Origin of the sequence: Pantoea graminicola, assembly GCF_048452665.1 — a bacterium.
Classification (GTDB): Bacteria; Pseudomonadota; Gammaproteobacteria; order Enterobacterales; family Enterobacteriaceae; genus Pantoea.
In genome coordinates this window covers 111,429-137,866 of sequence record NZ_JBLWSJ010000006.1, presented here as the reverse complement: position 1 = coordinate 137,866, position 26,438 = coordinate 111,429, and the positions used below count along the sequence as shown (strand labels likewise).

General features: G+C 57.2%; 27 protein-coding genes and 1 tRNA gene. 15 read left to right on the top strand and 13 right to left on the bottom strand.

Annotated features, from left to right (window positions below; translation table 11 throughout):
- Positions 1-36: 36 nt before the first annotated feature.
- Positions 37-1,164, bottom strand: a complete 1,128-nt coding sequence (gene zapE, locus ACNY69_RS15320) for a cell division protein ZapE (RefSeq protein ID WP_111142166.1) — start codon at positions 1,162-1,164, stop codon at positions 37-39.
- A 178-nt stretch (positions 1,165-1,342) separates the two neighbouring features.
- Here zapE and zapG point away from each other — a divergent pair, with 178 nt between their 5' ends.
- From zapG to degS, 3 genes are all read left to right on the top strand, one after another.
- Positions 1,343-1,744: a Z-ring associated protein ZapG gene (gene zapG, locus ACNY69_RS15315; RefSeq protein WP_111142165.1), complete on the top strand. Its 402-nt coding sequence runs from the start codon at positions 1,343-1,345 to the stop codon at positions 1,742-1,744.
- Positions 1,745-1,854: 110 nt separating this feature from the next.
- A complete protein-coding gene (gene degQ, locus ACNY69_RS15310) occupies positions 1,855-3,228 on the top strand; it encodes a serine endoprotease DegQ (RefSeq protein WP_111142164.1) in 1,374 nt (457 codons plus the stop codon).
- An 89-nt stretch (positions 3,229-3,317) separates the two neighbouring features.
- Entirely contained in the window at positions 3,318-4,379 is a 1,062-nt protein-coding gene (gene degS / locus ACNY69_RS15305; RefSeq protein WP_111142163.1) for an outer membrane-stress sensor serine endopeptidase DegS, read from the top strand.
- Between the two features lie 180 nt (positions 4,380-4,559).
- Here the strand turns inward: degS and epmA are convergent, their stop codons facing one another.
- Positions 4,560-5,537, bottom strand: coding sequence for an elongation factor P--(R)-beta-lysine ligase (gene epmA / locus ACNY69_RS15300; protein ID WP_111142162.1), 978 nt, complete (start codon positions 5,535-5,537; stop codon positions 4,560-4,562).
- A gap of 135 nt (positions 5,538-5,672) precedes the next feature.
- Here epmA and ACNY69_RS15295 point away from each other — a divergent pair, with 135 nt between their 5' ends.
- A complete protein-coding gene (locus ACNY69_RS15295; protein ID WP_111142161.1) occupies positions 5,673-6,200 on the top strand; it encodes a lipocalin family protein in 528 nt (175 codons plus the stop codon).
- A gap of 52 nt (positions 6,201-6,252) precedes the next feature.
- On the opposite strand, the gene ACNY69_RS15290 is transcribed toward ACNY69_RS15295, so the two are convergent.
- From ACNY69_RS15290 to efp, 3 genes are all read right to left on the bottom strand, one after another.
- Positions 6,253-6,387 (bottom strand): entericidin A/B family lipoprotein, encoded by a 135-nt coding sequence (locus ACNY69_RS15290; RefSeq protein ID WP_003848302.1) that lies wholly within the window; start codon positions 6,385-6,387, stop codon positions 6,253-6,255.
- 102 nt (positions 6,388-6,489) lie between these two features.
- The gene (locus ACNY69_RS15285) at positions 6,490-6,621 is read right to left on the bottom strand and encodes an entericidin A/B family lipoprotein (RefSeq protein WP_111142262.1); all 132 of its coding nucleotides are present in this window, start codon (positions 6,619-6,621) and stop codon (positions 6,490-6,492) included.
- A 51-nt stretch (positions 6,622-6,672) separates the two neighbouring features.
- Entirely contained in the window at positions 6,673-7,239 is a 567-nt protein-coding gene (gene efp, locus ACNY69_RS15280; RefSeq protein ID WP_111142263.1) for an elongation factor P, read from the bottom strand.
- Between the two features lie 43 nt (positions 7,240-7,282).
- Between efp and epmB the strand changes: the two genes are divergently transcribed.
- Entirely contained in the window at positions 7,283-8,311 is a 1,029-nt protein-coding gene (epmB, locus tag ACNY69_RS15275) for an EF-P beta-lysylation protein EpmB (RefSeq protein ID WP_111142264.1), read from the top strand.
- Positions 8,312-8,359: 48 nt separating this feature from the next.
- On the opposite strand, the gene ACNY69_RS15270 is transcribed toward epmB, so the two are convergent.
- The 4 genes from ACNY69_RS15270 to ACNY69_RS15255 all read right to left on the bottom strand — a co-directional run bounded on the left by ACNY69_RS15270 (position 8,360) and on the right by ACNY69_RS15255 (position 11,710).
- Complete coding sequence (locus tag ACNY69_RS15270; RefSeq protein ID WP_111142265.1) at positions 8,360-8,707, bottom strand: DUF4156 domain-containing protein; 348 nt, start codon at positions 8,705-8,707, stop codon at positions 8,360-8,362.
- 322 nt (positions 8,708-9,029) lie between these two features.
- Positions 9,030-10,679 (bottom strand): chaperonin GroEL, encoded by a 1,650-nt coding sequence (groL, locus tag ACNY69_RS15265; RefSeq protein WP_293774233.1) that lies wholly within the window; start codon positions 10,677-10,679, stop codon positions 9,030-9,032.
- 49 nt (positions 10,680-10,728) lie between these two features.
- On the bottom strand, positions 10,729-11,022 hold the full coding sequence (locus ACNY69_RS15260; protein WP_009092502.1) for a co-chaperone GroES: 294 nt from the start codon (positions 11,020-11,022) through the stop codon (positions 10,729-10,731).
- 226 nt (positions 11,023-11,248) lie between these two features.
- Positions 11,249-11,710 (bottom strand): FxsA family protein, encoded by a 462-nt coding sequence (locus ACNY69_RS15255; RefSeq protein WP_111142142.1) that lies wholly within the window; start codon positions 11,708-11,710, stop codon positions 11,249-11,251.
- A 328-nt stretch (positions 11,711-12,038) separates the two neighbouring features.
- Between ACNY69_RS15255 and aspA the strand changes: the two genes are divergently transcribed.
- The 6 genes from aspA to ACNY69_RS15225 all read left to right on the top strand — a co-directional run bounded on the left by aspA (position 12,039) and on the right by ACNY69_RS15225 (position 17,790).
- The gene (gene aspA, locus ACNY69_RS15250; RefSeq protein ID WP_293774236.1) at positions 12,039-13,475 is read left to right on the top strand and encodes an aspartate ammonia-lyase; all 1,437 of its coding nucleotides are present in this window, start codon (positions 12,039-12,041) and stop codon (positions 13,473-13,475) included.
- Positions 13,476-13,584: 109 nt separating this feature from the next.
- Positions 13,585-14,886, top strand: coding sequence for an anaerobic C4-dicarboxylate transporter (locus ACNY69_RS15245; RefSeq protein WP_111142143.1), 1,302 nt, complete (start codon positions 13,585-13,587; stop codon positions 14,884-14,886).
- Between the two features lie 64 nt (positions 14,887-14,950).
- On the top strand, positions 14,951-15,265 hold the full coding sequence (gene cutA, locus ACNY69_RS15240) for a divalent cation tolerance protein CutA (RefSeq protein ID WP_293774240.1): 315 nt from the start codon (positions 14,951-14,953) through the stop codon (positions 15,263-15,265).
- Complete coding sequence (locus ACNY69_RS15235) at positions 15,241-16,968, top strand: protein-disulfide reductase DsbD (RefSeq protein WP_418799065.1); 1,728 nt, start codon at positions 15,241-15,243, stop codon at positions 16,966-16,968. Before cutA ends, ACNY69_RS15235 begins: the two co-directional genes overlap by 25 nt.
- Positions 16,969-17,031: 63 nt before the next feature.
- A complete protein-coding gene (gene dicD, locus ACNY69_RS15230; protein WP_111141343.1) occupies positions 17,032-17,607 on the top strand; it encodes a division control transcriptional repressor DicD in 576 nt (191 codons plus the stop codon).
- 107 nt (positions 17,608-17,714) lie between these two features.
- Positions 17,715-17,790 (top strand) — tRNA-Phe (locus ACNY69_RS15225).
- A 296-nt stretch (positions 17,791-18,086) separates the two neighbouring features.
- Here the strand turns inward: ACNY69_RS15225 and ACNY69_RS15220 are convergent.
- Positions 18,087-19,112 carry a LacI family DNA-binding transcriptional regulator gene (locus ACNY69_RS15220; protein ID WP_111141342.1) on the bottom strand — a complete coding sequence of 342 codons (1,026 nt, stop codon included), beginning with the start codon at positions 19,110-19,112 and terminating at the stop codon, positions 18,087-18,089.
- A gap of 341 nt (positions 19,113-19,453) precedes the next feature.
- On the opposite strand from ACNY69_RS15220, the gene ACNY69_RS15215 reads away from it, so the two are divergent.
- From ACNY69_RS15215 to ACNY69_RS15205, 3 genes are all read left to right on the top strand, one after another.
- Positions 19,454-20,332 (top strand): sugar phosphate isomerase/epimerase family protein, encoded by an 879-nt coding sequence (locus tag ACNY69_RS15215; RefSeq protein ID WP_418799063.1) that lies wholly within the window; start codon positions 19,454-19,456, stop codon positions 20,330-20,332.
- Positions 20,333-20,540: 208 nt separating this feature from the next.
- On the top strand, positions 20,541-21,404 hold the full coding sequence (gene yghU, locus ACNY69_RS15210; RefSeq protein WP_111141340.1) for a glutathione-dependent disulfide-bond oxidoreductase: 864 nt from the start codon (positions 20,541-20,543) through the stop codon (positions 21,402-21,404).
- Between the two features lie 10 nt (positions 21,405-21,414).
- On the top strand, positions 21,415-21,708 hold the full coding sequence (locus ACNY69_RS15205) for a DUF1330 domain-containing protein (RefSeq protein WP_111141339.1): 294 nt from the start codon (positions 21,415-21,417) through the stop codon (positions 21,706-21,708).
- Positions 21,709-21,738: 30 nt separating this feature from the next.
- On the opposite strand, the gene ACNY69_RS15200 is transcribed toward ACNY69_RS15205, so the two are convergent.
- Both ACNY69_RS15200 and ACNY69_RS15195 read right to left on the bottom strand, forming a co-directional pair.
- Positions 21,739-22,833: a YncE family protein gene (locus ACNY69_RS15200; protein ID WP_418799060.1), complete on the bottom strand. Its 1,095-nt coding sequence runs from the start codon at positions 22,831-22,833 to the stop codon at positions 21,739-21,741.
- Positions 22,834-23,031: 198 nt separating this feature from the next.
- On the bottom strand, positions 23,032-23,970 hold the full coding sequence (locus tag ACNY69_RS15195; protein ID WP_111141337.1) for a LysR family transcriptional regulator: 939 nt from the start codon (positions 23,968-23,970) through the stop codon (positions 23,032-23,034).
- A gap of 64 nt (positions 23,971-24,034) precedes the next feature.
- Here ACNY69_RS15195 and ACNY69_RS15190 point away from each other — a divergent pair, with 64 nt between their 5' ends.
- Positions 24,035-25,105: a tartrate dehydrogenase gene (locus ACNY69_RS15190; protein ID WP_111141336.1), complete on the top strand. Its 1,071-nt coding sequence runs from the start codon at positions 24,035-24,037 to the stop codon at positions 25,103-25,105.
- A gap of 1 nt (position 25,106) precedes the next feature.
- Here ACNY69_RS15190 and ACNY69_RS15185 read toward each other — a convergent pair whose 3' ends face one another.
- The gene (locus tag ACNY69_RS15185; protein ID WP_418799135.1) at positions 25,107-26,438 is read right to left on the bottom strand and encodes a glycoside hydrolase family 28 protein; all 1,332 of its coding nucleotides are present in this window, start codon (positions 26,436-26,438) and stop codon (positions 25,107-25,109) included.

The following is a 26,438-nucleotide window of genomic DNA, read 5'->3' as shown; positions in this document are numbered from 1 at the left end:
AATCGAACCCTATTTCGGTATTTATCCTGATTATTCTCACGGCAGGTGCGGTAAACGCAGATACTCTTCGCTCTGCATCTCCTGAAGCCGGGACAGGCAGCGCTGGTACTCAAACTTCAGCCGCGTCCCCTGATAGATCTCGGTGAGGGAGGTCTCTGCCGCCACGACCAGCTTCACATGCCGCTCATAGAACTCATCGACCAGCGCCAGGAAGCGGCGCGCCTGATCCTCTGTTTTGTAAATCATCACCGGGACATCATAGAGCAGCACGCTGTGAAAACGGCGCGACAATGCGATGTAGTCATGCTGGCTACGCCCTTCCCCGCACAACGTTGTGAATTTAATCGCCAGCACGCCGTCGCTGACGCCCAGGGTTGGCATCTGGCGGTGATTGATTTCCAGCACCGGTGCCGCCTCAGGCTCACTGCCGGACAGCGCGTTAAACATCCGGGTCATTTCGGCGTGGGTTTCACTGTTCAGCGGATAGTTCCAGAGATGCGCGGAGGTCAGCGTGCGCAGACGGTAGTCGATTCCGGCATCGACATTCATCACATCACAGTGCCGTTTGATCTGTTCAATCGCTGGCAGAAAGCGCGCGCGCTGCAGGCCATTGCGATAGAGATCGTCAGGCGGGATATTCGACGTCGCGACCAGGGCGATGCCACGTTCGAACAGGGCTTCCATCAGCGTGCCGAGCAGCATTGCATCGGTGATATCCGAGACAAAAAATTCATCAAAACAGAGGATGTCCGTTTCGGCTTTGAACCTGTCCGCGATGATCAGTAACGGGTCACTCTGCCCCTGAAGCTGGGTCAGCTCTTCATGCACCCGCAGCATAAAGCGGTGGAAGTGCAGGCGCAGTTTGCGATCGCCAGGAATAGACTGAAAAAAGAGATCCATGACCCAGGTTTTTCCGCGGCCGACACCGCCCCACATATAGAGTCCACGCACCGGCTCTGGCGTCTCGTTTTTCTCTTTGCCGATCAATTTTGACAGACGCCCCAGCAGACCGGAGGCAGCTGGCGCGGCAGATTGCTGTCGGGCGACCAGCGCCTGCTGCAGCGCGTCTAAACGGGTAATGGCTTCGCGTTGTACGTCATCGGGCCTGAATTCGCCCTGCGACAGCGCCTGCTCATAGCGTGCAAGCGGAGTTGAGGTTTGCATTGTTGTTTCAAAGTCCCTGAATGGTGTCTGGTTCATACTACGGTTGCTGAAAAAAAGGCCGTTCTACACTAAGCCATGCTGCTCCGGAGTTCCACAACCATAAGATTAACGGGTATAGTGACTATTATTGAAATGGTGCAACGCCCTACGGAACAATGGAAATAACACGGGAGTCATTATGACCTGGGAATACGGGCTAATTGGTTTAGTGGTAGGTATTATTGTCGGCGCAGTCGCCATGCGTTTTGGCAACAGAAAGCTGCGTGAGCAGCGCAGCATGCAGTACGAACTGGAAAAATCGAAGGCAGAGCTGGCCGATTATCGCGAAGAGCTGACCAACCACTTTGCGCAGAGCGCAGAGCTGCTGGATAACATGGCGCGTGACTATCGTCAGCTCTATCAGCACATGGCAAAAGGCTCAAATGACCTGCTGCCGAATCTGCCTGGCGAGAAAAATCCGTTTGCCTATCAGCTCACTGAGGCCGAGGCGGACAACGATCAGGCACCAGTGCAGATGCCGCGTGACTACTCTGAAGGCGCATCCGGTTTACTGCGTGGCGAACGTCCTGCCCGCGATTAATCTTTTTGGGGCGCAGCCTGTCTGCGCCCGCTCTGTTTGCGAACCCTGACCACAAACGACTGTCACACTCATTACTTCCTCCCACATTTTACAGCGAGAGCGTTGTAGCAATGAAAAAACAAGCACGCCTGTTTAGCGCATTAGCCTTGAGTATCGGGATGAGCCTTGCCGCCGCGCCGGGCGCGATGGCCACGCTGCCGGCACAGGTCGCGGATCAGCCGCTGCCGAGTCTGGCACCGATGCTGGAAAAAGTGTTACCTGCCGTGGTCAGCGTTCACGTTGAAGGCACCGATGCAGGTGCGCAGGCGCAGGATATTCCTGAGCCGCTGAAACGTTTCTTTGGTCAGATGCCTGGCGGCAACAGCCAGCCACAGCCTTTCGAGGGGCTGGGTTCTGGCGTGATCATTGATGCCGCCAAAGGCTATGTGCTGACCAATAACCATGTGGTGAATGGCGCAGATAAGATCAACGTCCAGTTGGGCGACGGCAGTGAATATGAAGCCAGACTCATCGGGCATGACGAGCAGACCGACATTGCACTGATCCAGATTCAGGGCGCGAAAAACCTCACGCAGGTGAAAGTCGCGGACTCTGACCAGCTGAAAGTCGGCGATTTCGCGGTGGCGATCGGCAACCCGTTTGGGCTGGGTCAGACGGCGACCTCCGGGATTATCTCGGCGCTGGGTCGCAGCGGCCTCAACCTGGAAGGCCTGGAAAACTTTATCCAGACCGATGCTGCGATTAACCGCGGTAACTCAGGCGGTGCGCTGGTGAACCTTAACGGCGAACTGATCGGCATCAACACGGCTATTCTCGCCTCCAGCGGCGGTAACATCGGCATCGGCTTTGCGATTCCGAGCGATATGGCGATGAACCTCGCGCAGCAGCTGATCAAATTTGGTGAAGTGAAGCGCGGTCAGCTGGGCATCAAAGGCACAGAAATGACGGCGGACATGGCCAAAGCGTTCAATGTCGATGCACAGCGCGGCGCGTTCGTCTCGGAAGTGTTGCCGCAGTCTGCCGCACAGAAAGCGGGCGTGAAGTCTGGCGATATCATTACCTCGATCAACGACAAGCCGATCACCAGCTTTGCGGAACTGCGCGTCAAAGTGGGCACTACGCCACCAGGCGAACAGGTGAAGCTCGGCCTGCTGCGTGAAGGCAAACCCTTAACCGTGACCGTGACGCTGGAGCAGAGCGCGCAGACCACCGCCAGCGCACAGCTGATGTCACCGGCCCTTCAGGGCGCCACGCTGAGTGACGGACAGACCAAAACCGGCGATAAAGGCGTGAAGGTCGACACCATCGAAAAAGGCACGCCGGCGGAACAGGTTGGCCTGCAGAAAGATGATGTGATTATCGGCGTTAACCGCACCCGGGTGCAGACAATTGCTGAAATGCGCAAAATCCTGGAAGGTAAACCACCGGTCCTGGCACTCAATGTAGTACGCGGCGATGAAAGTATCTATCTGTTGTTGAGATAAACCTCGCATTACGGCGGATACAAGCGCGTGTGTGTCCGCCGCTCTCATGCTATTCTCCCCTGCGATCTCCCCTGGCGTGATTTAACACCATGTTTCTTAAACTTTTGCGTTCCGTGGTGCTGGGCCTGATTGTGGCGGGTATCTTACTCGCAGCACTGCCTGCACTGCGTATGGGCAGCGACGCCCTCTATAACCACGATAACATCAACGACGAAACACCCTTTAGCTTCAATCAGGGGGTGCGCCGCGCCGTGCCCGCCGTTGTCAACGTCTACAATCGCAGCGCGCACGGCAACAACAATCGTGGCATCACCACCCTGGGCTCCGGGGTGATCATGAATGCAAAAGGCTACATCCTCACCAATAAGCACGTCATCAATAATGCCGACCAGATTATCGTGGCGCTGCAGGATGGCCGTTTCTTTGAGGCAACGCTGGTCGGTTCCGATGGCATGACCGATCTGGCGGTGCTGAAAATTACCGCTTCCGGCCTGCCCGTGATTCCCATCAATCCAAACCGCCAGGCGCATATCGGGGATGTGGTGATGGCGATTGGCAACCCCTACAACCTCGGTCAGACGGTGACGCAGGGCATTATCAGTGCGACGGGCCGGGTGGGACTCAGTTCTTCAGGCCGGCAGAATTTCCTGCAGACGGATGCGTCAATCAATCAGGGTAACTCCGGCGGCGCGCTGATTAACTCGCTGGGCGAGCTGATGGGCATCAACACCCTGACCTTCGATAAAAGTAACGACGGCGAAACGCCGGAAGGGATAGGTTTCGCCATTCCTACCGTACTGGCCTCGAAAATCATGGATAAGCTGATCCGCGATGGCCGGGTGATCCGTGGCTATATCGGCATTACCGGACGCGAACTGCCGCCGCTGCATGGACAGGGCAGCAATCTGGACCGGGTTCAGGGCATTATTGTCAGTGGGGTGACGCCTGACGGGCCTGCGGACAAAGCCGGGATCCAGACCAACGATGTTCTGCTCAGCGTGAACGGCAAACCGGCCATCTCCGCACAGGAGACAATGGACCAGGTGGCAGAGATTCGCCCGGGTTCGGTGATTGATGTGCAGGTACTGCGCAACGACCAGAAGCTGACGCTGCCGGTGACCATTCAGGAGTTTCCGGATAGCAGCAGCTAGCTGAACATCTGTGCCGGGTCAGGGATGGCCCGGCCGGTCGCAAAGAAAGCCGCTATCCCTGGCGTTCGGCCTCGCCATCCTGGCTCGGATACTTTGCTCTTCAGCCGGGTCATCCCTTCCCCCGTCATCCGTCATCCGTCATCCGTCATCCGTCATCCGTCATCGTCTGCAGATAACGGATTAGCAGCGATCCACCGGAAACGCGATTACCTCACTCAATGACTCCGCTTTCAGCGCCAGCATAATCAGGCGGTCAACGCCCAGCGCCACGCCGGAACAGGCGGGCATCCCGTGCGCCAGCGCATCCAGCAGATAGGTATCGATAGGATGGACAGGCAGACCCCGCGCCGCACGGCGACGGTTATCCTGCTCAAAGCGCTGCCGCTGCTCGCGGCTATCGGTCAGTTCACGGAAACCGTTGGCCAGCTCGATGCCCTTGTAATAGACCTCAAATCGCTCGGCCACCCGATGATCCTCGGTGCTGATCTCGGCCAGAGCGGCCTGACTGGCCGGGAAATGGTAAACAAAGCACGGCTTATCCTGACCAATCTTCGGTTCGACGCCCAGCATAAACAGCAGCATCAGCAGCGTATCGCGATCCTCTTCTGTACGCGCCAGCTCACCTTCGCCCAGCTTCTCTGCTGCTTCACGCAGCTGCGCTTTATCCGCAGAGAGAGGATCCAGCTCCAGATGGCGGATAAACGCCTGCTGATAGGAGAGCGACTCTGCGCTGTCGCACTCCAGCACCTGCTGCATCAGGTCGTCGACTTCATTCATCAGACGATACATGTCGTAGTGCGGCCGATACCACTCCAGCATAGTGAATTCCGGATTGTGGTGACGTCCCGCCTCTTCATTACGGAAGCTGCGCCCCATCTGATAGATCGGGCCACTGCCCGCCGCCAGCAGTCGTTTCATATGGTATTCGGGGCTGGTCATCAGCCAGAGATCGCGCCCCTGCGCCGCGCCAGGCCCGACAAATCGTGTCTGAAAAGGCACCAGATGGATATCGGTAATGGTGGCCTGGCTCATCGCCGGCGTGTCCACTTCCAGCACGCCGCGATCGGCAAAGAAACGACGCACTTCTGCTAAAATAGCGGCGCGTTTTAACAAATTGGCGATGGATGCGCTTGGTTGCCAGCTTGCCGTTTCGCTCATGGTGATGACTCCTGATGCAAATGAGGGGAGGCAGTCTACCTGCAATGTCTGCGGCAAACAATCTCGTGCCTGCACAGCCAAAAACCGCGTTTCGGCTTCTATACTTAAGCGGTTAAATCACAAAGGAATCCTGCTATGTCTCCATGGAAAACCGTTGTTGCCAGCCTGAGTGCTTTTCTTTCTGTCGCCTGTAGCACCACACCCCCTAAGAACGTGACGGTGGTGGATAACTTTGACAGCCAGCGTTACCTCGGTCAGTGGTATGAGATTGCCCGCCTCAATCACCCTTTTGAGCGCGGCCTGGAACAGGTCACAGCAAACTACAGCCCGCGCGAGGATGGCGGTCTGAAAGTCATCAATCGCGGGTTTAACGTCAAAAAGCAGCGCTGGCAGGAGAGCGTGGGTAAAGCCTACTTTACCGGTGAGCCACAACGCGCCTCGCTGAAAGTCTCGTTCTTTGGCCCCTTCTACGGTGGCTATAACGTTATCGCCCTCGATCCCGACTATCGCTACGCGATGGTGTGCGGCCCGAACCGCCACTATCTCTGGATACTGTCACGCACACCTCAGCTGGCACCGGGCGTCAAAGAGAAGCTGGTTGAACAGGCGCGTCGGGATGGCTTCCCGGTAGAAGAGCTGATCTGGGTAAAACAGAAAGAGTAAGCGAGCTGACAAGCCGGTACGAAAAGCCTTTCGTACCGGTTGGGATAACAGGTTACTTCGTGCTGTTCTGAATGGCCTGGCCGCCCGCTTCAACATCTTCACCAACGCCACGCGTGGTGTTACACGCCGTCAGCAGAGAAGAGAGCACCAGTACAGAGAAGATTGCGGCGATACTTTTCTTTAACATGACAATGTCCTTTTTGATGGATGTAAAGTACAGCGTTTTAAGCATAGCCGGATTTCCACCGGTTGCTGCCGTCAGAACACTAAAAAGGACAATCCGTTAAGGTCATTTTGCCGCACGCGAAATGGCACCGCCCAGGTGGGAGACATCTTCGCCAAAACCGTGGAATGTGTTGCAGGCACTTAATGCAGAGGAGACCAGCAACGCGAACGCGATTAATTTTGCCAGCTTGAACATTTTTTTCTCTCAGACAAGAAAAAGGCGCACCCGAAGATGCGCCTGCGAAACTTATTTTACGCGTGACACGTATTCGCCAGAGCGGGTGTCAACTTTCACCACTTCGCCCTCTTGTACGAACAGTGGCACTTTCACGACCGCGCCGGTAGAGAGTTTAGCGGGCTTGCCGCCGGTACCAGCGGTATCACCTTTCAGGCCTGGATCGGTTTCAACCACTTCAGCTTCGATAAAGTTTGGCGGCTGAACGGCGATTGGACGACCGTTCCACAGCGTAACGATACACTCCGCGTTATCCTGCAGCCATTTTGCTGCATCGCTTACGGTCTTCTCTTCAACCGGGAACTGCTCAAAGCTCTCCGGGTGCATGAAGTGGTAGAACTCACCGTCGTTGTACAGGTAGTTCAGGTTAGTATCGACCACGTCTGCGCCTTCGGCGGAGTCGGTAGATTTAAAGGTTTTCTCAACGCGAGAACCCGTCAGCAGGCGACGCATTTTAACACGCGCAAATGCCTGGCCTTTACCCGGTTTAACGAACTCACTGGATTCGATGGCATAAGGTTCGCCTTCGAACATGATTTTAAGACCGGGACGGAAATCGTTGCTAGAATAAGTCGCCATGAAGGCCCTCTACGAAAATTGACACTGGTACTAAGCCAAAAAAATGGCACACATTGTAACCCTAAAAACACCTTCCAGAGAAGATTGGTTGCAGCAACTTGCGGATGTTGTCACCGAACCTGATGAATTACTGCGAATTTTAGCCCTTGATCAGCACACAGAGCTGGCTGAAGGCGCGGATGCGCGGCGGCTTTTCGCCCTGCGTGTTCCGCATGCCTTCATCCGCCGGATGAAAAAGGGCGATGCGCACGATCCGCTGCTGCTTCAGGTGTTAACCCGACGCCAGGAATTCATCGATGCGCCCGGTTATAGCACCGATCCGCTCGATGAACAAAGCAACGTTGTGCCTGGACTGCTACATAAATACCGGAACCGGGCTCTGTTGCTGGTCAAAGGCGGCTGCGCCGTCAACTGCCGCTACTGCTTCCGCCGCCATTTTCCCTATCAGGATAACCCCGGCAATAAGCGCAGCTGGCAGGCGGCGCTGGACTATATCGCCGCTCATCCTGAGCTGGATGAGATCATCTTTTCCGGCGGCGATCCGCTGATGGCGAAAGATCATGAGCTGGCCTGGCTCATCGCCGCGCTGGAGCAGATCCCGCATCTGAAACGCCTGCGTATTCACAGCCGCTTACCGGTGGTGATTCCGGCACGTATCACCGACCCGCTCTGTCAGATGCTGGGCGAGACGCGTCTTCAGGTCGTGATGGTGACGCACATCAACCATGCGCAGGAAATCGATGAAGAGTTGCGTGCGGCGATGCGCAGCCTGAAGCGGGCGGGTGTCACCCTGCTGAATCAGAGCGTGTTGCTGCGTGGCATTAATGATAATGCGCAGACGCTGGCCACGCTCAGTAACGCCTTATTTGATGCCGGCATTCTGCCCTACTATCTGCATGTGCTGGATAAGGTTCAGGGCGCCGCGCACTTCTTTGTCTCCGATGACGAGGCTCGCCAGCTGGTGCGGACCCTTCTGGCGCAGGTGTCCGGCTATCTGGTGCCGAAGCTGGCGCGTGAGATTGGCGGGGAGCCCAGCAAAACGCCGCTGGATTTGCAGTTGCGTCAGGAGTAAAAACGGCCAGCAACAGGCTGGCCGATGGGACAGGACGTCCGGTTCAGATTACGGGCACTTATAGACCTGGCCGCTCATTTTACTGTCGAGTGGCGCAAACGCGGACAGCAGATTCTGCGTCGGGCTGGTCGCGCCGTAAATCACGTTGCCACCCATTTCCGCTGCGCGATTGCGCAGGTCATTGGCCGCACCGCGCAGAGCGCTGGTTTCGCCGCCTGCACCGCTCAGCCAGTTGCTCTGTGAGCCAGTGATGTTACCCAGAAGCTGACAGGTGCTGGCAGGCTGCTGATCGGTAAAGGTCACGCGCTGTCCGGCTGAAGAGAGTTGCGTAGAGCTGCTGCAGCCTGCCAGCAATAACGCGCCAGCGATCAGTCCAGGCAAGAGGTTAATCCGCATTGTAATCCCCATTTATTATCATCAGAGTCGGGTGGCAGCGTAGCAAAAAAAGATCGTTTTTTTCTGCACATTCATTGCCTTAATCCCGTTATATCACCTTGATATCTCCTGCGGTGCTCAGTCTGGCAGGTTTGCGCATTCCGATGAACTTACCACAGCAGGTCATCTGGTGAGGCCGCAACAGCCAGCATGCAGACAGCGGGAGATATCAAGAGAAAAGACGAGCGATTGCGCCACTACTTATACTATTTTCCTGCCCAAAAGAAAAACCCCCGACCGTTTCCGGTCGGGGGTTTTATCGTGACTAAGGCGTCAACGGCAATTACATCATGCCGCCCATACCGCCCATGCCACCCATACCGCCAGCGCCTGCGCCTAAATCAGGTGCATCGCCTTTTGGCAGGTCAGTGACCATACATTCGGTGGTGATCATCAGACCCGCAACAGAGGCCGCGTACTGCAGTGCAGAACGGGTCACTTTGGTTGGGTCCAGGATACCGAAGTCGATCATGTTGCCGTACTCTTCAGTCTGTGCGTTGTAACCGTAGTTACCGTCGCCCGCTTTCACGTTGTTAGCGACAACAGATGGCTCTTCACCGGCGTTAGAGACGATCTGACGCAGTGGTGCTTCCATTGCGCGCAGCGCAACTTTGATACCGACGTTCTGATCTTCGTTCTGACCACGCAGTTCGGACAGCTGAGCAGCAACGCGAACCAGCGCCACACCACCACCTGCAACCACACCTTCTTCGACGGCAGCACGGGTTGCGTGCAGCGCATCTTCAACGCGGGCTTTCTTCTCTTTCATTTCAACTTCAGTCGCTGCGCCCACTTTCAGAACGGCCACGCCGCCTGCCAGTTTCGCTACGCGCTCCTGCAGTTTTTCTTTGTCGTAGTCAGAGGTTGCTTCTTCGATCTGCTGACGAATCTGGGTCACACGGCCCTGAATGGTCGCCTCTTCACCCACACCGTCAATGATGGTGGTGGTGTCTTTGTTGATCACAACGCGTTTTGCCTGACCCAGATCTTCCAGCGCGGCTTTTTCCAGCTCCATACCGATCTCTTCAGAGATCACGGTACCGCCGGTCAGGATAGCGATATCCTGCAGCATCGCTTTACGACGGTCGCCGAAGCCTGGTGCTTTAACCGCAGCCACTTTAACGATGCCGCGCATGGTGTTGACCACCAGCGTCGCCAGCGCTTCGCCTTCCACATCTTCTGCGATGATCAGCAGTGGTTTGCCTGCTTTCGCAACGGCTTCCAGTACTGGCAGCATTTCGCGGATGTTAGAAATTTTCTTGTCAGCCAGCAGGATGAACGGAGATTCCAGTTCAACAGCGCCGGTTTCTGGCTTGTTGATGAAGTAAGGTGACAGGTAGCCGCGATCGAACTGCATACCTTCAACCACATCCAGCTCGTCCTGCAGGCCGGTGCCTTCTTCAACGGTGATCACGCCCTCTTTGCCCACTTTCTCCATCGCCTGAGCAATCAGCTGGCCCACGGTTTCGTCGGAGTTAGCGGAGATAGTACCTACCTGCGCGATCGCTTTAGAGTCTGAGCATGGCACAGACAGCGCTTTCAGTTTCTCAACGGCAGAGAGAACAGCCTGGTCGATACCGCGCTTCAGGTCCATCGGGTTCATGCCCGCTGCAACCGCTTTAAGGCCTTCGGTGATGATAGATTGTGCCAGGACAGTGGCAGTGGTGGTACCGTCGCCTGCTGCGTCATTCGCTTTAGAGGCTACTTCTTTAACCATCTGCGCGCCCATGTTCTCGAACTTGTCTTCCAGCTCGATTTCACGCGCGACTGAAACACCATCTTTAGTGATGGTCGGTGCACCAAAAGATTTATCCAGAACCACATTACGGCCTTTCGGGCCCAGGGTAACTTTTACTGCATCTGCCAGTACGTTCACGCCACGCAGCATTTTTACGCGAGCGTCATTACCGAATTTTACGTCTTTAGCTGCCATTTCAATTGTCCCTTAAATTCGTTTCGTTCAGTGAGTTACGCGAAAAAAATTACGCTTCAACAATCGCCAGAATGTCGCTTTCAGAGATGATCAGCACTTCTTCGTTGTCGATCTTTTCGGTTTTAGCACCATAACCTTCATTGAAGATCACGACGTCACCAACCTTCACGTCCAGCGGCTTAACGTCGCCACTCTCAAGGATGCGGCCATTGCCGACAGCCAGTACTTCACCACGAGTGGATTTACCAGCTGCGGAACCGGTCAGTACGATGCCGCCAGCTGATTTAGCTTCAACTTCTTTACGCTTGACGATAACGCGATCGTGCAATGGACGAATTTTCATTTGATAGCTCTCCTTTGAGAAGTCCAATCATTCAGTTTTGGGGTTGAACACCGGGCTGCATGGCTTCCGGCCTCGTGACCTGAGAGATAGGGCCACGCCCATCCACTTTCAAGGGGGCGAACAACAAATTTTTTATCCGGCCAGGACAACTGACGACTTTTTAAACAGGAGCAGGGGCAAATAAAAACGCAACCCGGAGGTTGCGCTTCAGAGGCAGGCATTGCGATTAACGATCCTGGTGATCGTCATGGTGCTCAAGGCGATCGCTGTTTTTGCGCTCGAACTCACCATCCACGGTGTAACCGCTGTCTGGCCCGGCTCCGGGCCCGCGCCAGACGCGCAGGTGAGGCATCAGTTTCAGCGTCAGATGCTTCTGAACGGGGGGGAGCAGCAGCAGCAGGCCGAGCAGGTCGGTAAAGAAGCCCGGCAGCAACAGCAGAAAGCCCGCGATGATTAGCGACACGCTTTTGATCATCTCGCTGGCCGGGCTTTCGTTACGCGCCAGCTTCTCCTGCATCAGCATAAAGTTTTTCATGCCCTGGTTTTTCACCAGCGAGACCCCGATGCAGGAGGTGAAGATCACCAGCAGCATGGTCAGCAGCACGCCCATGACGTGTGCAACCTGAATGAAGAGGGAAATCTCAATCCAGGCCAGAACAAAAAAGACTAATAACGGTATCCAGCGCACCGAACTCTCCTGTATTTAGGGGCTGAACGGCAGCGTGCCGCTCAGCAGAAAGCGTTCATCCTACAGATGATAAGAAAAGAGATGGGCACCCGCGCCGCCATTTTCAACCGATTCTGTCAAATTTATCCTGCGGGGTTAATTTTGTAACCTACTTCACATATCGTTAACCAGGCTGCAGCATTAAGTGATCTGCATGCATGATTTTCACTGGCATCAGAATATGATCGCACACGCCCCTGTGAAGACGGATAATATGTCGGCACGGGTACACCACGACAAAATAAACACATCCTTTGTGATGGTTAGCGGCAACAACAAGAAGGTTATCATGGCGAACAACATTCGTATCGAAGAAGACCTGTTAGGTATGCGCGAAGTTCCGGCGGATGCCTATTATGGCGTTCATACTCTGCGTGCGATTGAGAATTTCTATATCAGCAACAGTAAAATCAGCGACATACCTGAGTTTGTCCGCGGTATGGTGATGGTGAAAAAAGCGGCCGCGATGGCCAACAAAGAGCTGCAGACCATCCCGCGCAACATTGCCGATACCATCATTAAGGCCTGCGATGAAGTGCTGAACAAGGGCCGCTGTATGGACCAGTTCCCCGTGGATGTCTATCAGGGCGGTGCGGGAACCTCGGTCAACATGAACACCAATGAGGTGCTGGCGAACATCGGCCTGGAGCTGATGGGCCACCAGAAAGGGGAATATCAGTACCTCAATCCCAACGATCATGTGAATAAGTGCCAGTCCACCAATGATGCCTACCCGACCGGTTTCCGCATCGCGGTCTACAGCTCACTGCTGAAGCTGCTGGATGGCATCAGCCAGCTCTCTGAAGGGTTCCAGAACAAGGCCGATGAGTTTCAGACCATCCTGAAGATGGGCCGCACCCAGCTGCAGGATGCCGTGCCGATGACGCTCGGCCAGGAGTTTCACGCCTTCAGCGTGCTGCTGAATGAAGAGACGAAAAGCATTCTGCGCACCGCCGAACTGCTGTTGGAAGTGAACCTGGGGGCGACCGCCATCGGCACCCGCCTCAATACGCCGGAAGGCTACCAGCACCTGGCGGTTCAGCGTCTGGCGGAAGTGAGTAACCTGCCGGTGGTGCCAGCAGAAGATCTGATCGAAGCGACCTCTGACTGTGGTGCCTACGTGATGGTTCACTCCTCGCTGAAACGCCTGGCGGTGAAGCTCTCTAAAATCTGTAACGATCTGCGGCTGCTCTCCTCCGGTCCGCGCGCGGGTCTGAACGAAATCAACCTGCCAGAGCTGCAGGCGGGTTCCTCCATCATGCCCGCCAAGGTCAATCCGGTGGTGCCGGAGGTGGTCAACCAGGTCTGCTTTAAAGTTATTGGCAACGACATCACGGTCACCATGGCCTCTGAAGCCGGTCAGTTGCAGCTTAACGTGATGGAGCCGGTCATTGGCCAGGCGCTGTTTGAGTCGATCAGCATCCTGACCAACGCCTGCTACAACCTGCTGGAGAAGTGTGTCAACGGCATCACCGCTAACCGCGCAGTGTGCGAAGCCTACGTCTTCAACTCCATTGGTATCGTGACTTACCTCAACCCCTACATCGGCCATCACAACGGCGACATCGTCGGTAAAATCTGTGCCGAAACCGGCAAGAGCGTGCGCGAAGTGGTGCTGGAGCGTGGCCTGCTGACGGAGAGTGAGCTGGACGATATCTTCTCAGTGCAGAACCTGATGTATCCGGTCTATAAAGCGAAACGGTATACCGATGAAAACGAGCAGTAGGGCCTGACCTGCGCTGGTTAACAAAAGGCACACCGCGATCAACACGGTGTGCCTTTTTTTTTGATACACAGCGTCTCAGTAATGGCCGGTTTACTTTTAGGAGTGATTCATGTTTGTGGTTGAGCTGCTGATCGTCTTCATGGCGATCTGGTTGGGTGCCCGCCTTGGCGGTATAGGGATCGGATTCGCAGGCGGAATGGGCGTGCTGATCCTGACGCTGGGATTTGGCATGGCACCTGGCGCGATCCCCTTTGACGTTATCGAAATCATCATGGCGGTGATCGCGGCGATAGCGGCCATGCAGGTGGCGGGCGGAATGGATTATCTGGTGAGCCTGGCGGAACGCCTGCTGCGTCGCCATCCGCGTCACGTCACCCTGCTGGCCCCGCTGGTGACCTACCTGATGACGCTGCTGGCCGGCACCGGACACACTGCATTTTCGACGCTGCCGGTGATTGCTGAAGTGGCAAAAGAGCAAGGCGTCCGCCCCTCCCGGCCGCTGTCGATTGCGGTCGTGGCATCACAGATTGCGATTACCGCCTCACCGATTTCTGCGGCAGTGGTCTTCTTCGCGACGCTGCTTGAACCGCGCGGCGTCAGCTACATCACCCTGCTGGCGATCACCATCCCCGCCACGATGGCAGGCCTGTTCCTGGCGGCGCTGGTAACGAACTTTCTTGGCAAAGAGTTAAAAGATGATGAGGTTTATCAGGCCCGTCTTGCCAAAGGGGAAACCACCCTGCGCGGTGCCACACACTACCAGGCAAAACCGGGCGCGAAAAGATCGGTGCTGCTGTTCCTGGCGGGGATTGTGGCCGTGGTGCTCTATGCCACCGCGACCAGCGCCAGCGTTGGCCTGATCGTCAATCCACCTCTGCCGCGCAATGAGGCTATTGTCGTGTTTATGCTGACCATCGCCACGCTGATCAGCCTGACCTGCAGACTCGACACCGGCGACATCCTCAGTGCCAGTACCTTTAAATCGGGTATGAGTGCCTGTATCTGCGTAATGGGCGTTGCCTGGCTGGGCGATACCTTTGTAAAAGCGCATCTGGCCGATATTCAGACCCTGGCTGGCGACACGCTGAAAACCTACCCGTGGATGCTGGCGCTGATTCTGTTTTTCGCCTCCATGCTGCTCTACTCGCAGGCTGCCACCACCAAAGCACTCATGCCCGCCGCGCTGCTGCTGGGTGTCAGCCCGCTGACGGCGATTGCCTCCTTCGCCGCCGTGTCGGCGCTGTTCGTCCTGCCCACCTACCCGACTCTGCTGGCCGCGGTGGAGATGGATGACACCGGCTCCACCCGGATTGGCAAGTTTGTCTTCAACCACGCCTTTATTATTCCAGGCGTGATCGCCATTGCGCTGTCGGTGCTGGCGGGCTTTCTCTTTGGCGGGCTGCTGCTGTAGCGCCCGCATCATCTTACCGGGGGAGCGTGCTATCATCGGCGCTCTTTTAAACAGGAGTGTCAGGATGAAGGCTGTTGTTATTCTCTGTACGGCGCCCGATCAGACTACAGCGCAGCAGCTCGCTGCTCTGGCGCTGGAAGCCAGACTGGCGGCCTGCGTGACTCTGCTGCCGGGGGCGACCTCCTGGTATCGCTGGCAGGGGAAAATCGAGCAGAGTAGCGAAGTGCAGATGCTGCTGAAGTGCGACAGCGATCGCCAGCAGGCGCTGTGTGACCTGCTCAAAGCGGCTCATCCTTACGACGTACCCGAACTGCTGGCTCTGCCGGTTCAATATGGAGACAGTGAATACTTGTCATGGCTGCACGCATCTCTCGCTTAATAACGATCCTGCTGGCGCTGTTTATCTGCCTGCAGGCGCACGCATCCCTTTTCTCAGACCCATCGACCCGCCGCTTCGTGCCGGTCGACCAGGCGTTTACGTTTGACTTCGACCAGCAGGGCGCGCAACTCAACCTGCACTGGAAGGTGAAATCGGGTTATTACCTCTATCGCCAGCAGATCCACATCACGCCCCAGAACGCGACGATTGCGCCGCTGACGCTGCCTGCGGGTCAGCCGCATGAAGATGAGTTCTTTGGCAAAAGTGAGATCTATCCTGAAAATCTGACGCTGCCGGTGACGCTGCAGCAGGCCACCCGCGGCGCCTCGCTCAGCGTCACCTATCAGGGCTGTGCCGCCGCCGGGTTCTGTTATCCGCCGGAAACCCGCACCGTTCCGCTGAACGCGGTGGCCGCCAGCAGTGCGTCCGCGCCCGCACAGGCGGCGACGGCCACCAACAGATCTGACGCTCAGCCTGCCCCCGCCAGCCCGCTGCCCTTTTCCCCGCTCTGGGCGCTGCTGATCGGCATCGGTGTGGCGTTTACGCCCTGCGTGCTGCCGATGTATCCGCTGATCTCCGGCATTATTCTTGGCGGACAGCGCCACTCTTCGCTGGGCCGGCTGTTTGCGCTGGCGATGGTCTATGTGCAGGGGATGGCGCTCACCTACACGCTGCTGGGGCTGATCGTCGCGGCCGCCGGTCTGCGTTTCCAGGCCGTGCTCCAGCACCCTTATGTGCTGGTGACGCTCTCCGTGCTGTTTATCGTGCTGGCCCTGTCGATGTTTGGCCTCTTTACGCTGCAGCTGCCCGCCAGCCTGCAAACGCGCCTGACCCTGTGGAGCAATCGCCAGCAGGGCGGATCGCTGCCTGGTGTCTTCCTGATGGGGGCACTGGCCGGATTAATCTGCTCGCCCTGCACCACTGCCCCGCTCAGCGCCATTCTGCTTTATATCGCGCAGAGCGGAAATCTGTGGGCTGGCGCGGGCACGCTGTGGCTTTATGCCGTCGGCATGGGATTACCTCTGATCGCCGTGACGCTCTTTGGGAATCGCCTGCTGCCGAAAAGCGGCCCGTGGATGCAGACCGTTAAAGAGGGCTTTGGGTTTGTCATTCTGGCGCTGCCGGTGTTTCTGCTGGAGCGGATAACCGGCGATCTCTGGGGATTACGCCTCTGGAGCCTGCTGGGTGTGGCCTTTTTCGGCTGGGCGTTCTGTGTCAGCCTGCATACCCGCAGCGGCGGGTGGCGGGTGGTGCAGATCGTCATGCTGGCCGCCGCGCTGATCAGCGCCCGCCCGTTGCAGGAGTGGGCTTTCGGGCATTCTGCCGAGCAGCAGGCCGTAACCGCGCTGCCGTTTCAGCCTGTGCAGACGCCGCAACAGCTCGACAGCGCGCTGCAGAAGGCCGACGGCCGCATTACCCTGGTCGATCTCTATGCTGACTGGTGCGTGGCCTGCAAGGAGTTTGAAAAATACACCTTTAGCGATAGCACCGTGCGCGATAGCCTGAGTCGGGTTCAGTTGCTGCAGGCCAATGTCACGGCCAACAGCGCCTGCGACAATGCGCTGTTGCAACATCTTCGGGTGCTGGGATTACCGACCATATTGTTCTTTGATGCGCAGGGCCGCGAAATCCCCGGATCGCGTATCACCGGGTTTCTCAATGCCGCCGACTTCCGGGCGCATTTGCAGAAACTTACCCCATAAACAACACTGGAGTCAGATTGTTGCCCGGTAATCAGCCGGGCCTGAAGACCAGAGGAGAGTCACTTGCAGCGTGAACAGATACTCGAGCATGCCTTGAATGTGCTTGAACAGAACGGCCTCGCCGCCACCCTCTCACTGGAGACCCTGGCGGGTTCCGGATTACCCTCAGAACAGCTTCAGCTGTTCTGGCCCGACCGTGACGCCCTGCTCTACGATGCGCTGCGCTATCACGGGCAGCAGATTGAAACCTGGCGACGTCAGATCCTGCTCGATGAAACGCTGTCAGCGGCGCAGAAGCTGATGGCACGCTATGACGTCCTGGCTGAGCAGGTCAGTAAAGGCCGCTTCCCTGGCTGCCTGTTTATTGCCGCCTGCAGCTTCTATCCGCAGCCTGACCAGCCCATTCATCAACTGGCCGAGCAACAGAAACGTGGCTCCTGGCAGTTCACGCATGACATTCTGCTGGATCAGGCGCTGGATAACCCCTCCATGGTAGCCGATCAGATGGAGCTGATTCTGGAGGGCTGTCTCAGTAAGCTGCTGGTGAAACGTAATGTACAGGATGTCGCCACCGCTCAGCGCCTGGCGGAAGATGTTTACAGCATCGCGCTGTGCCGCAAACAGGGTGCCCTGGCCTGAGGTTTTATCGATCCTGACTGAAAATCAGGCAATCAGTCACGTTTTCAGGGGTTTTTTAGTGAAAGCCGTTGACGACCCGCGGCCTTTACGGTTTAATGCGCCCCGTTGCCCGAATAGCTCAGTCGGTAGAGCAGGGGATTGAAAATCCCCGTGTCCCTGGTTCGATTCCGGGTTCGGGCACCAAAATTTAAAGAACCCGCCTCTGGCGGGTTTTTGCGTTCTGAGGCAAACCCGTTATCGACAGGTTCGATTCACTCGCCACGTCCTGTGGCTTGCCCTCTGGGTCGCGCACCAGAATTTGAAACCCTCGCTTCGGCGGGGGTTTTTGCCTTCTGGCAGTAGCCCGTTTCTGAAAGGTGATATCAAACGATATGTTTCATCCCGGACAATCGTGAAAACTTTCAATTTTATCCAGGCGATCCTGTCAGCACCTCGCTGTAAATGAGAGATTCCTGTCAAAAATAACTAAGCGGATCTCTCTACAGGTTTTCACGCGTGACGATATCGAACGGCACAGTGACCTGAGCAAAATGATCATGCTGATCTGCCGGGCTGCTGAGGCATGTTGCGATCGCAGCCGCGGCCAGCGCATCAATTCGGTTGCGCAGCATCAGCGTAATGGTGCCGTCAATCAGCGCCAGGTCATCGCCCGGCAGCGGACCGTGGCACAGCAGATCAATCCGGGGGCGGCCACTCTCGCGCAGCGCCTGCACCACGCCTTCAATACCGCCGCAGGGCGCATAAATCATCACCAGATCCCTATGTGTCTCCAGCAACTGCCGGGCCGCCTGATAGCCCCCTTCTGCGGACTCATGCGTTTTCAGCGGCTCCAGCACCCGCTGGCTGACGCCCGCTTCACGCAGGCAGGATCGAAAACTGATTTCGCTGCGCTCCTGACAGGTAAAGCGATGATCGCCGAGCAGCACGCCGACCGATCCCGGCTGTCGGAGCAGATGCTGCGCCATCCAGGCCGCCGTCCGGCCCGCTTTCTGGTTATCGATGCCGATAAAACCGGCATGTTCACAGGGCGAGAAGTCGGAGAACAGCGCGTAGACCCGCACGCCCAGCCGCGACACGTCGCGGACAGCGTGCCGAATCAGCGGATGATCCAGTGCCACCAGCGCAATCACCTCGCTGCGTTGTGCCAGCTGACGTAACGATCGCGCCACTGCCTCCACCTCATGAATATCATGCCAGCAGAATTCGGGTTCATTGCCTGCGGGCTGCTGCATCTTAAGCTGCTGTTTCAGTGCCTCGCCCAGTTGCTGGTAACAGGAGTAACGGGCAGGCAGCAGGATGAAACTCACGCGAATCGGGGCCGCAGCGAACGATGCCATTGCCTGGCTATGCGCATCCGGCAGACGGTAGCCCAGCTCACGGGCCGCACTCAGCACCTTCTGCGTGGTCACGCTGCGCACCGGCGCACGACGGTTAAGCACCCGGTCTACGGTGGCTACGCCTACACCCGCCGCCTGTGCTATGGCGATCATCGTTACTTTTGCCATCCTGCCCCTCTTCTTTCGGATCGATAAACGACCTGTTCTGCGGGTTTTGCGCCTCTCACTCTAACGTGGCCCGGAAAATCCTCTCATTTTTTTGATAGAAAAAATGCGACAACCTTGACGCTCCTCTCAGAATGAAACATTCATTTCTATCTTCATTCCTTTTAAAACGTTCATTTGATAAAACAGGGGAAAATCCTGCTGCCGGCCCGATTCCAGAGCGTGTCCGGCGGCAGAAGCGGGCCGGCTTGCTGACCCGCTCCGTCCGCCGCGCCGTTAAGCTCGCAGCAGCCTGATGCGGTCGGCCATGAACAACAGCCCTTTAGTAACGCCGGAGCAGAAAGATGAAAATCGCTTTTGATGTGGATGTGATTAAAGATATGGGCATCACCCGAATGGTTCATCAGGTGGCGGAGTGGGGATACAAATATATCGAACAGTCACCGCATCCACAGATCAACCCCTTTTATAAGCACCCTAAAGCCAGCCGTGAAATCATCACTGAGTATAAAAATGCCCTGCGCGCCACCGGGCTGGCGGTCTCTTCGTTTATCGCTGTCTATCGCTGGTCCGGCCCGGATGAGCTGCGCCGTCAGGCGGCGGTAAAAAACTGGAAGCGGATGATTGAGATCGCGGTTGAGATGGGGGTGCCAGTGATCAACACCGAACTCTCCGGCACGCCAAACGAGCCGGAAATCTGCGAAGAGATGTTCTATCGCTCGATGGAGGAGCTGCTGCCAATCATCGAACGTGAAGGCATCCGCGTCGAAATCCAGGCTCACCCCTGGGATTTTTGCGAAGAGAACAACGAAACGGTCGATATCGTCAAATCGTTCCGCAGCGACAACGTCAAATATGTTTACAGCACCCCTCACACCTTCTTTTATGACAAAGGTAAAGGCGATGTGAAGCCGATGCTGGAGTATGCCGGAGACGATCTCTCCCACGTACTGATCGCCGACACCATGAATCACACCAGACACTGTCGCTACATCGTTAACCCGCCGGGAGTGGATGCCACCATTCACCAGCACGTTGGCGTCGGTGAAGGCGAAGTGGACTTCGACACCCTGTTTAAAACGCTGCGCGACACCGGCTTTGCCACCCGGACACATAAAGTGGGCGGTGAATCGATTATCGCCACCTCTCTGTTTGGCTACCCGGAAAAAATGAAGGTTCAGGCTATCGAAACCCGCGAACGGATTGAGCGCGAACTGCTGTAAACCTGCCTGCCGTGCAGTGGTCGCCTGCTGCACGGTATAAACCACCAACGCCCCGCCTGACACACTTTTATGCACTTTTCTCCGACGCCGCAGCCCGCCTGACCTCCGCGCGGGGCAGCACGCCTTTGCGCAGCCAGCAGAGTTAAACCGCCTTCGCAGCACCTGCTACACTCCTGACGAACATCACATCACAAGGCGAACGTTTATTATGTCGGAAAATGCATATCAGCCTGCAAAAGTCTGGACCTGGGATCCTGAAGCCAAAGGCAACGGTGCGAAGACGAACCGTCCATTTGCGGGTCCTACCCATGAAAAAGCGCTACCGGTCGGCAAACACCCTCTGCAGCTCTACTCCCTGGGCACGCCTAACGGCCAGAAAGTGACCATCCTGCTGGAAGAGCTGCTGGCGCTGAACGTTCAGGATGCGGAATATGATGCCTGGCTGATTCGTATCGGCGACGGCGATCAGTTCTCCAGCGGATTTGTTGACGTGAATCCGAATTCGAAAATTCCGGCGCTGAGCGACCACTCGGCCACGCCGCCGATCCGGGTGTTTGAGTCGGGCAATATCCTGCTCTATCTGGCAGAAAAATATGGCTACTTCCTGCCAAAAGATATCGCCACCCGCACCGAAACCCTGAACTGGCTGTTCTGGCTGCAGGGCTCCGCGCCTTATCTGGGCGGCGGTTTCGGCCATTTCTATCACTATGCGCCGGAAAAAATTGAGTACGCCATCAACCGCTTCACGCTGGAAGCGAAGCGTCAGCTCGACGTGCTGGATCGCCAGCTGGCCGATAACCGCTATCTGGCCGGTGACGATTACACCATCGCCGACATCGCCACCTGGCCGTGGTACGGCAATATGGTGCTGAACGATCAGTATGGCGCGGCGGAATTCCTGGATGTGCAGTCCTATAAAAATGTGGTGCGCTGGGCGAAAGAGATCGCGCAGCGGCCGGCCGTGATTCGTGGTCGCAAGGTCAACCGCGTAATGGGTGATCCGGCCGATCAGCTGCATGAGCGTCATGATGCCGCTGACTTCGATACCCAGACTCAGGATAAAAAAGCTTAAGGAGAAACCTGTGAGTGCATACGTTGTTTTTATTCGTGATAACACCCTGAATCAGGATGAAATGGCGATCTACGCCGAGAAAGCGGGCCAGGCACGCGGCGATCATCAGATCAACCCGCTCGCCTTTTATGGTGAGCTGGAAACGCTGGAAGGTCAGGAAGCGGAAGGAGTGGTAATTCTGGAGTTCGCGAGCCGCGAAGCCGCTCATGCCTGGTATGACAGCCCGGAATATCAGGCGGCCAAAGCGCACCGCCTGAAAGGTGCCAGCTACCGCGTGGTGCTGGTTGAGGGTGTCAGCAAATAAATCCCGGGGCGGCAGCCGTGCCGCCTTTTTTTACTGCAGATTGATGCGCGCCACGCCATCCTGCGACTGGCCGCTGCTATCCTCTTTGCTCCCCTGCTTCAGGGTGACAAACAGCGTCTGCCCATCCGGCGTTACCAGCAGATTTTCGGGATGCCCCCCAAATGACCAGCTGTTTTTAACGTCATAAGTCGTGCCATCCAGCTGCAGCACCTTCTTTGACTCGCGCTGGCTGAGGTAGATTTCATTACGCTTGCCATTGAATTTAATGCCCTGCGAATCGCCCGGCACCAGACTCTGGATCACCCGGCCGCTCCGCTCATCAAACACCCACGCCTGCCCCGTCCGGGAACGCGCCGTGACAAACAACCGACCCGTCGCCGGATCTTCCGCCATGTTCAGCAACGGATCGCTCTGTCCGTCTCCCGCGGTCAGACGCTGCTCGATCCTGTGATTACGCGGATTGATGACCAGGATCTCGCCACTGCCATTCGTTGCATAAATCCGATCGCTGACCGGTGAGAAAAGCAGGCCGCCGATCGCTTTTCCGGCTCCGGTCATCCGGGCTTTCAGCTTCAGGGTTTTCGCCTGCACGACCCAGATCACACCCGAATCACCGGCATCGCCCACATAGAGCAGGCCGTCATGCAGCAGGATTTCATGCGGATGAGCGGGCTGGCCACTCTGATCTTTCTCATTCAGGATCAGCCGTTTCAGCACCCTGCCGTTTTCCGGATCGATCTCAGTGATTGCACCATCGAAGGCGTTGGTAGCGTAGAGCGCGCTGCCGTCCGGCTCACCGATCAGACCCACGTTTTTCAGATCGAAATGCCCGGCCCCACGGCTCTGCAGCGTGGTGGCATCAAGCCGATAGATCATGCCGCCGCTTACCGTCTCTGCCGCCTGCGCACGGGCGATATAGAGCGTATTGGTTGCGGACAGATAGACCATCTGCTGCACGCCCCCTTCCAGCTCACGCTGGATCAGATTGTCCGGGCTGGAGGGCTGCATCACCACCGCCCCGCTGCCATCCACTTTCCTGGTTGTGGTCTGACACGCGGTCAGGCCGAAGGCGCTGACCATCGCCAGGGCAAGTGCCATTTTACGCGGGCTGAACAACGCTTTCATGCTTAACTCCCTTATCGATCTGCCGTTCCCGGCGGGCCGCGGCAGACCCGGCAGGCTGGGATAAAAAGAATGAGAATCATACGCATCAGTGAAAATAGTGTAAACGCAGCGGCTCGTTCAGCGGCGTAAATCAGCATTATACGGTATATAAAGTGTTCAGCCCCGTCAGAAGGGGCAGGAAAACAGATCAATAACAGATTAATCAATCGACTGAAGATGCTGCTGCAGAAACGCGACAAAGGCGGAAATTCGCGCCGGAAGCTGACGCTGCGCCTGCCAGACCGCAAAAATATCCCCATCGGGTGCCTGCCAGTCAGGTAACACCGGCAGCAGTTCACCCGACGCCAGACTGTGCTGCGCGTCCCACCAGGAACGCAGCAGGATGCCATGCCCGTCCATCGCCAGGCGCATCGCCACTTCGCCATCATTGGTGATCAGGCTGCCGCGCACTTTCTGCGTGATGCTCTGTTCGCCACGGATCAGCCGCCACAGGGTAAAATCGCTGTCATGCTGGCGCAGTAAAATGCAGTTGTGCTGCGCCAGATCGCGCACGGTGGCAGGCAGACCATGCCGGGCAGCGTAGGCAGGCGAGCAGCAGAGAATACGCGGATTGGTGCGCAGTTTGCGCGCCACCAGCCGCGAGTCAGGTGGTTCACCGACCCGAATATCGATATCCATATGCGCATCCGGAAAATTGAGTGACTGGCTGCTGAGCTGCAGCGACAGCGAGAGCTGCGGATGCAGGGCAGCAAAGGCCGACACGCAGGGCGCGATATGGCGACGGCCAAAGCCGAATGAGGCGTTGATGTTCAGTGTGCCGCGTAGCTGAGCGGTTTCCCCGCTCACCGCCTCCTCCAGCGCCGCCAGCTGATCCAGCAGCGGTCGGGCACCCGCCAGATAGCGACGCCCTTCTGCCGTCAGCTCCAGCCGTCGGGTGGTGCGGCGCAGCAGCTGCACGCCGAGGCGCTGCTCAAGCTGGCTCAGACGTTTGCTGACCGCCGCCAGCGACAGGCCCAGTTCATGCGCCGCCGCCGTCAGACTCTCCAGCCCGGCCAGGCGAACAAAGAAAGCCAGGTCATCTGTGGATGTGCGGGATTCTCTACTTTTATTCAACACTGGATTGCGTTTCAGACTCATTATCTTCCCGGAACCGACAGTTATACTGCGTACACAATTCGAACATCAACCGGAAAGGTGCCCTGTGACTGATAAAATCCACCGTATTGCCGTCATCCCTGGCGACGGCATTGGCAAAGAGGTGATGCCGGAAGGCGTCCGCGTGATGAATGCTGCCGCAGAGAAATTCAACATTCCGCTGCGCTGGGAGTGGTTCGATTATGCCAGCGCCGACTACTGGCAGCAGCACGGCAAAATGCTGCCTGACGACTGGTTTCCGCAGCTGAAAGCCTTTGATGCGATCTATTTTGGCGCGGTCGGCTGGCCTGAGGTGGTGCCCGACCATGTATCACTGTGGGGTTCGCTGCTGCAGTTCCGGCGTGAATTCGATCAGTATGTCAATCTGCGCCCGGTCCGGCTGATGCCCGGCGTGAAAGCGCCACTGGCGAATCGCCAGCCTGGCGATATCGACTTCTATGTAGTGCGCGAAAACACCGAGGGGGAATACTCCAGCGTCGGCGGCACGATGTTTCCTGGCACCGATCGCGAAGTGGTCATTCAGGAGACGGTGATGACGCGCACCGGCGTCGATCGCATCCTGAAGTTTGCTTATCAGCTGGCGCAGAGCCGGCCGAAAAAACATCTCACTTCCGCCACCAAATCCAACGGCATCGCCATCACCATGCCCTGGTGGGACAGCCGCGTTGAGGCGATGGCCAGCCAGTTCCCGGCGGTTCGCGTCGATAAGTATCACATCGATATTCTCACCGCCAACTTCGTACTGCACCCGGACTGGTTCGATGTGGTGGTCGCCAGCAACCTGTTTGGCGATATCCTTTCCGATCTCGGCCCGGCCTGCACCGGCACCATCGGCATTGCGCCTTCCGCTAACATCAACCCGGAAGGTCTGTTTCCCAGCCTGTTTGAACCGGTGCACGGCTCGGCGCCCGATATCGCCGGTAAAGGCATCGCCAATCCTGTCGGGCAGATCTGGTGTGGCGCGATGATGCTGGAGCACCTGGGCTACAAAGCGGCGGGCGATGCCGTGCTGAATGCGATCGAACGCACGCTGGCGGCGGGTCAGCATCTCACACGCGACCTCGGCGGCAGCGCCACCACGGAAGAGCTGGGGGCCGCCATCGCCGCCGCGCTGTAATTCACGCCGGTAGCTGCACTACCGGATCGGGATGCCAGCCTGCCGGTAACGGCGCTGGCCTGTTGATCGTCAGGTGGTGCAGTTGCAGATTCTCCACGCCACGCGCGAACAGGCCAGGCAACCCGCCGGGATAGGGTTCCACGCCAAAGGCTTCGCCGGTTGTCGGATCCAGTTTATAGGCGTTGTCCAGACCCATGCCGGTCGGGGCATCCGGGTTACAGGGCGGGCGAATGTCATACTGCCCCTGAGTCATCGGCGACACCGTCTGCCGCATCTGAAGCTGGCTAATCACCACATCGCGTATCCAGCCCGGTTGTGCCGCATGCAGGTTAATTGCACCTTCCGCGATGCCTGTCAGGTTACAGAACTGCACCAGTTCGACGATGCCGGGCGGGATGGCGGGATCACGGCTGCGAACGGAGATATGCAGTGGGTCGGCTTTGCCCCAGTGACAGGGCGGCGCATGGTGACAGGCAAAGATCAGATTGCTGAACAGCAGACGTCGCATCGCCCCGCCGTCGCGCGACAGAATGCCGATGCCACGGTTGGAATCAAACAGCGTACAGCCGGTCACGGTGACATCTTCGACATCGTCCCAGGTCTCCGTGCCGATTTTAAATGCACAGCTGTAGCTGCGCAGCAGGCAGTTGGTGATCATAATCTGCCGGGCCGGACGCCGCAGGGCTGCGGGTTTACAGGTGGTTTTAATGCAGATCGCGTCATCGGCGGCGCTGAAGTAGCTGTTACTCACAAACACTGCCTCGCAGCTATCGATATCCAGCGCATCGGTGTTGGGCATGGTCATGCTGTTGTCGATCGTGAGATGGTCGATATGCACATGGCGGCAGCTCACCAGATGCACCGTCCACATCGGCGCCTGCACGATGGTAAAAGCCGTCAGCGTCACCTGTTCGCAATCCTCAAACACGATCATTCGTGGCCGGTCGACGCGCGGCAGGCGATAGCCCTGCTCATCACGCTCAGCGGCGAACCAGGCTTCACCTTCACCATCAATGCGTCCGGTGCCGCTGATGGTGATATTGCGCTGGCCCAGCGCATAGAGCAGCACGTTGTGGGACTTCTCCGCACAGCTTAGCGTCTGCACGGCCTGATAGTCCGACAGCCGGTGACTGGCGATCAGCTCTGCTCCGGCTTCCAGGTGCAGCTCAAAATCAGAGGGCAGCGTCAGGCAACCGGTGCGATAGCGACCGGCTGGCACGGCCAGACGCCCGCCACCCGCAGCAGCAATCTGATCCAGGGCGCGCTGCAGCACGTCGGTGTCGGCAGTTTCGCCATCGGCGGCCGGATGAAAATCAGCAAGGGAAAGGTGCAT

What these genes read in the sequence shown, in the direction of transcription:
- zapE (WP_111142166.1), bottom strand. Translation starts at nt 1,164, where the DNA reads ATGCAAACCTCAACTCCGCTTGCACGCTATGAGCAGGCGCTGTCGCAG.
- zapG (WP_111142165.1), top strand. Translation starts at nt 1,343, where the DNA reads ATGACCTGGGAATACGGGCTAATTGGTTTAGTGGTAGGTATTATTGTC.
- degQ (WP_111142164.1), top strand. Translation starts at nt 1,855, where the DNA reads ATGAAAAAACAAGCACGCCTGTTTAGCGCATTAGCCTTGAGTATCGGG.
- degS (WP_111142163.1), top strand. Translation starts at nt 3,318, where the DNA reads ATGTTTCTTAAACTTTTGCGTTCCGTGGTGCTGGGCCTGATTGTGGCG.
- epmA (WP_111142162.1), bottom strand. Translation starts at nt 5,537, where the DNA reads ATGAGCGAAACGGCAAGCTGGCAACCAAGCGCATCCATCGCCAATTTG.
- ACNY69_RS15295 (WP_111142161.1), top strand. Translation starts at nt 5,673, where the DNA reads ATGTCTCCATGGAAAACCGTTGTTGCCAGCCTGAGTGCTTTTCTTTCT.
- ACNY69_RS15290 (WP_003848302.1), bottom strand. Translation starts at nt 6,387, where the DNA reads ATGTTAAAGAAAAGTATCGCCGCAATCTTCTCTGTACTGGTGCTCTCT.
- ACNY69_RS15285 (WP_111142262.1), bottom strand. Translation starts at nt 6,621, where the DNA reads ATGTTCAAGCTGGCAAAATTAATCGCGTTCGCGTTGCTGGTCTCCTCT.
- efp (WP_111142263.1), bottom strand. Translation starts at nt 7,239, where the DNA reads ATGGCGACTTATTCTAGCAACGATTTCCGTCCCGGTCTTAAAATCATG.
- epmB (WP_111142264.1), top strand. Translation starts at nt 7,283, where the DNA reads ATGGCACACATTGTAACCCTAAAAACACCTTCCAGAGAAGATTGGTTG.
- ACNY69_RS15270 (WP_111142265.1), bottom strand. Translation starts at nt 8,707, where the DNA reads ATGCGGATTAACCTCTTGCCTGGACTGATCGCTGGCGCGTTATTGCTG.
- groL (WP_293774233.1), bottom strand. Translation starts at nt 10,679, where the DNA reads ATGGCAGCTAAAGACGTAAAATTCGGTAATGACGCTCGCGTAAAAATG.
- ACNY69_RS15260 (WP_009092502.1), bottom strand. Translation starts at nt 11,022, where the DNA reads ATGAAAATTCGTCCATTGCACGATCGCGTTATCGTCAAGCGTAAAGAA.
- aspA (WP_293774236.1), top strand. Translation starts at nt 12,039, where the DNA reads ATGGCGAACAACATTCGTATCGAAGAAGACCTGTTAGGTATGCGCGAA.
- ACNY69_RS15245 (WP_111142143.1), top strand. Translation starts at nt 13,585, where the DNA reads ATGTTTGTGGTTGAGCTGCTGATCGTCTTCATGGCGATCTGGTTGGGT.
- cutA (WP_293774240.1), top strand. Translation starts at nt 14,951, where the DNA reads ATGAAGGCTGTTGTTATTCTCTGTACGGCGCCCGATCAGACTACAGCG.
- ACNY69_RS15235 (WP_418799065.1), top strand. Translation starts at nt 15,241, where the DNA reads ATGGCTGCACGCATCTCTCGCTTAATAACGATCCTGCTGGCGCTGTTT.
- ACNY69_RS15220 (WP_111141342.1), bottom strand. Translation starts at nt 19,112, where the DNA reads ATGGCAAAAGTAACGATGATCGCCATAGCACAGGCGGCGGGTGTAGGC.
- ACNY69_RS15215 (WP_418799063.1), top strand. Translation starts at nt 19,454, where the DNA reads ATGAAAATCGCTTTTGATGTGGATGTGATTAAAGATATGGGCATCACC.
- yghU (WP_111141340.1), top strand. Translation starts at nt 20,541, where the DNA reads ATGTCGGAAAATGCATATCAGCCTGCAAAAGTCTGGACCTGGGATCCT.
- ACNY69_RS15200 (WP_418799060.1), bottom strand. Translation starts at nt 22,833, where the DNA reads ATGAAAGCGTTGTTCAGCCCGCGTAAAATGGCACTTGCCCTGGCGATG.
- ACNY69_RS15195 (WP_111141337.1), bottom strand. Translation starts at nt 23,970, where the DNA reads ATGAGTCTGAAACGCAATCCAGTGTTGAATAAAAGTAGAGAATCCCGC.
- ACNY69_RS15185 (WP_418799135.1), bottom strand. Translation starts at nt 26,438, where the DNA reads ATGCACCTTTCCCTTGCTGATTTTCATCCGGCCGCCGATGGCGAAACT.